The sequence below is a fragment of the Micrococcus sp. HG099 genome, from assembly GCF_024723355.1.
Taxonomy (GTDB): domain Bacteria; phylum Actinomycetota; class Actinomycetes; order Actinomycetales; family Micrococcaceae; genus Micrococcus; species Micrococcus endophyticus.
Map to the genome: position 1 here is coordinate 22871 of NZ_JANQCJ010000015.1, position 6190 is coordinate 29060.

At 74.7% G+C, this 6190-nt stretch carries 8 protein-coding genes; 6 read left to right on the plus strand and 2 right to left on the minus strand.

Annotated elements, in window-relative coordinates; genetic code table 11:
* The first annotated feature begins 80 nt into the window (after positions 1–80).
* On the plus strand, positions 81–1208 hold the full coding sequence (gene serC / locus NWP10_RS02705) for a phosphoserine transaminase (protein ID WP_258299810.1): 1128 nt from the start codon (positions 81–83) through the stop codon (positions 1206–1208).
* Positions 1209–1242: 34 nt separating this feature from the next.
* Here serC and NWP10_RS02710 read toward each other — a convergent pair whose 3' ends face one another.
* Both NWP10_RS02710 and NWP10_RS02715 read right to left on the minus strand, forming a co-directional pair.
* Positions 1243–1728: a DUF3027 domain-containing protein gene (locus NWP10_RS02710; protein ID WP_258299811.1), complete on the minus strand. Its 486-nt coding sequence runs from the start codon at positions 1726–1728 to the stop codon at positions 1243–1245.
* Between the two features lie 3 nt (positions 1729–1731).
* Positions 1732–2115 (minus strand): cold-shock protein, encoded by a 384-nt coding sequence (locus tag NWP10_RS02715; RefSeq protein ID WP_026106957.1) that lies wholly within the window; start codon positions 2113–2115, stop codon positions 1732–1734.
* A gap of 210 nt (positions 2116–2325) precedes the next feature.
* On the opposite strand from NWP10_RS02715, the gene NWP10_RS02720 reads away from it, so the two are divergent.
* The 5 genes from NWP10_RS02720 to NWP10_RS02740 form a co-directional block, all read left to right on the plus strand.
* Positions 2326–2589, plus strand: coding sequence for a hypothetical protein (locus NWP10_RS02720; protein WP_026106956.1), 264 nt, complete (start codon positions 2326–2328; stop codon positions 2587–2589).
* Between the two features lie 90 nt (positions 2590–2679).
* A complete protein-coding gene (locus tag NWP10_RS02725; protein ID WP_158495161.1) occupies positions 2680–3387 on the plus strand; it encodes a response regulator transcription factor in 708 nt (235 codons plus the stop codon).
* A 1-nt stretch (position 3388) separates the two neighbouring features.
* Positions 3389–5197, plus strand: coding sequence for a cell wall metabolism sensor histidine kinase WalK (locus NWP10_RS02730; protein ID WP_248195181.1), 1809 nt, complete (start codon positions 3389–3391; stop codon positions 5195–5197).
* A 55-nt stretch (positions 5198–5252) separates the two neighbouring features.
* Positions 5253–5543 (plus strand): WXG100 family type VII secretion target, encoded by a 291-nt coding sequence (locus NWP10_RS02735; protein WP_258299812.1) that lies wholly within the window; start codon positions 5253–5255, stop codon positions 5541–5543.
* A 70-nt stretch (positions 5544–5613) separates the two neighbouring features.
* The coding region (locus NWP10_RS02740) for a DUF4031 domain-containing protein (protein WP_258299813.1) at positions 5614–6190 on the plus strand (577 nt) is incomplete at its 3' end.

The window sequence follows — 6190 nt, forward strand, 5'->3', positions numbered from 1 at the left end:
GCCGAGTCACGTTCGCGGGGGGCGTCCGGGCACGCGGGAGAATGGGGGCGACCCCGACCCCGAAGCCCCAGGAGCATGCCATGGCCTCCCCCGCCGAGATCACCCTCCCCCAGGACCTGCTGCCCGCCGACGGCCGCTTCGGCGCCGGCCCCTCCAAGGTCCGCCCCGAGCAGCTGCAGGCCCTGCAGGACGCCGCCGGGCTGCTGGGCACGTCCCACCGCCAGAAGCCGGTGAAGGACCTGGTCGCGAGCGTGCGCGCCGGCGTCGCCGAGCTGTTCTCCGCCCCCGAGGGCTACGAGGTGATCCTCGGCGTCGGCGGCTCCACCGCCTTCTGGGACGCGGCCGCGTTCGGCCTGGTCCGCGAGCGCGCCCAGCACCTGAGCTTCGGCGAGTTCGGCTCCAAGTTCGCCAAGGCCACGGACAAGGCCCCCTTCCTCGGCGCCTCGGACATCCGCACCGCTGAGCCGGGCTCCCGCCCCGAGCCGGAGGCCGTGGCCGGCGTCGACGTGTACGCCTGGCCCCACAACGAGACCTCCACAGGCGTTATGGCCCCGGTGGCGCGTCCCGAGGGGATCGACGAGGACGCGCTCGTGGTGATCGACGCGACCTCCGCCGCCGGCGGCCTGGACGTGGACGTCTCGCAGGCAGACGTCTACTACTTCGCCCCGCAGAAGAACTTCGCCTCCGACGGCGGCCTGTGGCTGGCCCTGTTCTCCCCGCGCGCCCTCGCGCGGGTCGCGGAGATCAAGGAGTCCGGCCGCTGGATCCCGGACTTCCTGGACCTGTCCACCGCCGTGGACAACTCGCTCAAGGACCAGACCTACAACACCCCGGCCCTGGCCACCCTGGTGATGCTCGACGCCCAGCTGCGCTGGATGAACGGGCAGGGCGGCCTGGCGGCGATGGCCGCGCGCACCGCGGACTCCTCGTCGCGGGTGTACGCGTGGGCCGAGGCGTCCTCCTACGCGACCCCGTACGTGGCGCGCCCCGAGGACCGCTCCGGGGTGATCTGCACCGTGGACTTCAGCGACGACGTCGACGCCGCGGCCGTGGCGAAGGCGCTGCGGGCCAACGGGGTGGTGGACGTGGAGCCCTACCGCAAGCTCGGCCGCAACCAGCTGCGCATCGCCACGTTCGCGGCCATCGACCCGGAGGACGTCTCGGCGCTGCTGCGCTGCATCGACCACGTGGTCGAGCAGCTGGGCTGACCCGTCCCCGGACGGCCGAAGGCGGCGCGGGGCGTCAGCCCTTCCCGTCGTCCTCCGGCGCGGGCTGGCCGGCGGCGGCGGCGGGCACGCGGCCCTCGGCCACGGCCCGCAGGCGCTCGCGCTCCTCCTCGCTCACGCGCTCGGCGTAGGGCACCCACGGCGGGGCCACGAGTGCGCCCTCGCCGGCCACCAGGCCGGTCTCGCACACCGTCACGAGGCGCGAGCGCGGCGCCCGGGCGATCGTGGCGTACCAGAGCCAGCCGGCGTAGCCGGGCAGCCGGGACTCGAAGCGGTGGGTGACCAGGCGGTCGTCGTCCACGAGCACGTCCACGTGCTCGCCCACCTCCTCCGGCGCGGCCAGCCCGGCCAGGCCCGCGCGGGCCTCGTCCACGGCGGCGGCGAGCAGGTCGTCGCGGCGCGGCGCGCGACGGCGCGCGGGCGGGGCCTTCACGACGGCCTCCTCGGCGGCGGGCGCCGGCTGCTCCTGCTCGACGGGCGTGGCGTCCTCACGGTCGGTCATGGCTCAGGCCTCCAGGTCGTCGGCGACGCGGCGCAGCACCTGCGCCATCTTCTTCGCCTGGCCGCTCTGGGGGTACTGGCCGCGGCGCAGGCCGTTCGAGGTCTGGTCCAGCCACCGGATGAGGTCCTCCATGAGGACCGCCATCTCCGCCGGCCGGGGCCGGTGGTTGCGGACCGAGGAGGGGGCGGCGTCGAGCACGCGCAGGGACAGCGCCTGCTTGCCGCGGCGGCCCTCGGCCACCCCGAACTCGACGCGGGCGCCCCCGCGCAGCTCGGTCACGCCGGCGGGCAGGGCGGAGGAGGGCACGTGGACCTCCTCGCCCTCGTCGGTCTGGGCGAAGCCGAAGCCCTTGGCTGAGTCGTAGAACTTGATGCGTCCGGTGGGCATGTGCGGCACCTGCTCCTCGTCGTCGGTGTCCCCCGCATCGCGCCGGCGCCCTGGGCTGCCGTGCGCTCGTCTCGGGTCGGCGGGGTCCGGCGCCGGCGCGGCGGTGCGCCGCGGCATCGGTGCGGTCCAGCCTGGCCGTGCGCCCGGAGGTGACGGCGGAGGACGTGGTCGTCAATGACCTCCCAGGATAGCCCGACTAGAGTGGCCGGCATGTCGCAGACCACCGCCCGCCCCGCCCCCTCGCCCTCCGCCCCCGCCGCCGACCGGCGCGGCGGCCGCGGCGTCGTCCTGGTGCTCGGGGTGGCGGTCACCGCGGTGTCCTTCGTGGCGTTGCTGGGCCTGCTCGCGGCGTACTTCTTCTCCTGGCCCGCGGTCCCCGCCCTGTACGCGCTGGCCATGTTCGGGCTGCCGGTGGGCTTCTCGCTGATGCTGCTGCACGTGGTGCTGGGCGCCGTGGGCCGCTCGCGCCTCTGACGGATCGCCCCGGGCGGGCGGGCTCCGCGCGAGACAGCCCGTCCAGCGGGGTGTCAGCGACCTCCCAGGTTCGCCGGGTTGACTGGCCCCATGCAGTCTCAGAACCCCGAAGCACGCCTCCTCGTGGTGGACGACGAGCCCAACATCCGCGAGCTGCTCTCCACGTCCCTGCGCTACGCCGGCTTCGAGGTCACGGCCGCCGCCAACGGCCGGGAGGCCCTGGACGCCGCCGAGGAGTTCCAGCCGGACCTCGCCGTCCTGGACGTGATGCTCCCGGACATGGACGGGTTCACCGTCACCCGCCGCCTGCGCGCCGCGGGCCGCCACTTCCCCGTGGTGTTCCTGACGGCCCGGGACGGCACCGAGGACAAGATCACGGGCCTGACCGTGGGCGGGGACGACTACGTCACCAAGCCGTTCTCCCTGGACGAGGTGGTCGCCCGCATCCGCGCGGTGCTGCGCCGCACCGCCTCCCTGGACGACGACGCGGCGGTGCTGCGGGTGGGCGACCTCGAGCTCGACGACGACGCGCACGAGGTGCGCCGCGGCGGCGAGGTCGTGGAGCTCTCCCCCACGGAGTTCAAGCTCCTGCGCTACCTGATGATGAACCCCAACCGCGTGCTGTCCAAGGCCCAGATCCTCGACCACGTGTGGGAGTACGACTTCAACGGGGACGCCTCGATCGTGGAGTCCTACATCTCGTACCTGCGCCGCAAGATCGACGTGGGCGGCCGCGAGAAGATGATCCACACCAAGCGCGGCGTCGGCTACATGCTCCGCGCCGCGGACAAGCGCTGACGTGGGCGGGCGGCTCGACGCCGCGGCGGCCCGCGCCCGCCACCCGCGCGCCTGGCTGAGCTCCGCGTGGCGGGGCCAGTCCCTGCGCACCAAGCTGGTCATGATGATCACGGTGCTCATGCTGGCCCTGGTCGCCGTGACCGCGATCGCCACCGCCGCCCTGTTCCGCCAGGAGGCGGTCCGCCAGCTGGACGAGGACATGGCCGCCAACCGGGACACGGTCTCGATGTACCTGGCCAACGTCGCCCAGACGGGCGAGTACTACATGCCGCAGCTGCCCATCCTGCGCTACTACGGCGTCGTCTGGGACAACGACGGCGACCGCGTGGTCCAGACGCCCGTGGTGCCGGGCTCGGACGAGCCCGACCTGCCCTCGATCACCCCGGAGCGGGCGCTCGAGATCGGCTCGGCCTCCTTCGAGGTGGCGGGCACGCAGGACGAGTCCAGCCGGTGGCGCGTGCAGCTGTACGGGCTGAGCAGCGGCGACGGCACCATGGCGGTGGCCCTGCCCCTGGAGGGCGTGCGCTCCTCCGTGGAGCGCGTGACCTCGCTCGTGGTCACCATCGGCCTGCTCGGGACGGCGGGCACCGTGATCGTGGCCAACCTGGCGGTCCAGCGCGCGTTCCGCGCCCTGAACCGCGTGGAGCGCACCGCCGCCAAGATCGCGGCGGGCGACCTGACCCAGCGCGTGGAGAGCGCCGCCCCGGACACCGAGGTCGGCCGGCTCTCCCGCTCGCTCAACGCGATGCTCGCACACATCGAGTCCGCCTTCCGGGACAAGGAGGTCTCGGAGGACAAGATGCGGCGCTTCGTGCAGGATGCCTCCCACGAGCTGCGCACCCCGCTGGTGACGATCCGCGGCTTCTCCGAGCTCTACCGCCACGGCGGGCTGCGCGAGGAGGAGGACGTCGCCGCGGCCATGCAGCGCATCGAGTCCGAGGCCACCCGCATGACCCGCCTCGTGGAGGACCTGCTCACGCTGGCTCGCCTGGACGAGCAGCGCCCCCTCGAGCTGGCCCCCGTGGACCTGCTGATCCTGGCGATGGACTCCATGATGGACGCCTCCGTCAACGCCCCGGACCGCAAGGTCACGCTCGTGGGGCTCGACGGCGGCCGGGCCGGCTCCGCGCCGATCGTGGGCGACGAGAACCGGATGCGCCAGGTGGTGGTCAACCTCATGGCCAACGCGCTGCGCTACACCCCGGCCGGCACCCCGATCGAGATCGCCGTGGGCACCGTGGACCCCCTGGGCGGACCCGGGGCCGCGGGCGACGGCGAGGGCCGCACCTCCGTGATCGAGATCCGCGACCACGGGCTGGGCGTGTCCGAGGAGGACGCGGCCCGCATCTTCGAGCGGTTCTACCGGGCGGACACCTCCCGGCACCGCGAGACCGGCGGCACCGGCCTGGGCCTGGCGATCGTCGCGGCGATCGTGGCCCAGCACGGCGGCTCCGTGCGGCTGCTGGAGACCGAGGGCGGCGGCGCCACGTTCTCCGTGCACCTGCCGTGGGCCCCGTTCGAGGACGACGATGACCTCGAGGACGAGGACGACGCCGGCCCCGGGACGGAGTCGGAGGACGCCGCCGAGGCGTCCCACACCGGCCCCCTCGGCCTGGTCGCGCCCTCGGGGGCGGGGGCCAGCGTCGTGGACGCGGCCCGGCGCAGCCGCCTGCTGCGCGCCGGCGAGCGATTCCGGCGGGCCTCGGCCGAGCGCCGCCGTCGGGCCGGGACTCCTGCACAGGCCCCCGCCGAGGGCGCTGCATCCCCAGGCGAGGAGGAGCCCGGCCCCGCCGCACCCGACCGTCCCTAGCGTGGTGCCCGGCGGCGCCCGCCGCCACCAGCATCGAAGCAGAGGGGACAGGCACATGAGCATCGTGCAGATCGACGTCGAGGACCTGCGGGCCAAGAGCGGGGCCGTGGAGGGCTCCATCGGACGCCTCCAGGCCGAAGTGGGCGCCATGGAGGCGCACCTGCGCCAGCTGCAGGACACGTGGCGCGGCCAGGCGGCCGCCAACTTCCAGGGGGTGCTCACCGAGTGGCGGGCCACCCAGCAGCGCGTCGAGGAGTCGCTGGCCGGCATTCGCCGCGCCATGGACGCCGCCGCCCAGCAGTACCAGGAGGCGGAGGCCGCGAACGCCGCCATGTTCCGCCACTGAGCGCGTGTGCGCACCGCGGGGCGCGGCCGAGGGCGGCCGCGCCCCGCGGCCTGCTTCCTAGAGTGGTGCCATGACCGTCCTGATCGACCCGCCGGCCTGGCCGGCCCACGGCACCGTGTTCGCCCACCTCGTCTCGGACGCCTCCCTCGAGGAGCTGCACGCGTTCGCGCGCTCGGCCGGGCTGCCCGAGCGCGCGTTCGACCGGGACCACTACGACGTCCCCGCCCACCGGTGCGAGGAGCTCGTGGCCCTCGGCGCCGTGCCCGTGAGCGGGCGCGAGCTGGTCCGCCGGCTCGTGGCCTCCGGCCTGCGGGTGCCCGCCCGCGGCCGCGCCGAGAAGCGGGACGCCGTCCTGGCCCGGCGCTGGGCCGCGCTCTTCGAGGGCACCGGGGCGCGGGCGGAGGCTGTGGACGCGGCCGGCCGAGACCTGCGGGAGCGCTGGGCGCAGCCGCACCGGCACTACCACGACCGCTCCCACCTGCTAGCCGTGCTCGAGGCCGTCGACCTGCTCGAGCGAGCCGGCGCGGACTCGGCCCACGTCGGAGCGGGCGGCGTAGCGGAGGACCAGGGACATGCTCAGGCCTCGAGCTCCATGACCGTCTTGCCGATCCGGATGGCGGTGCCGGGGCCCACGGGCAGGGCGCGCG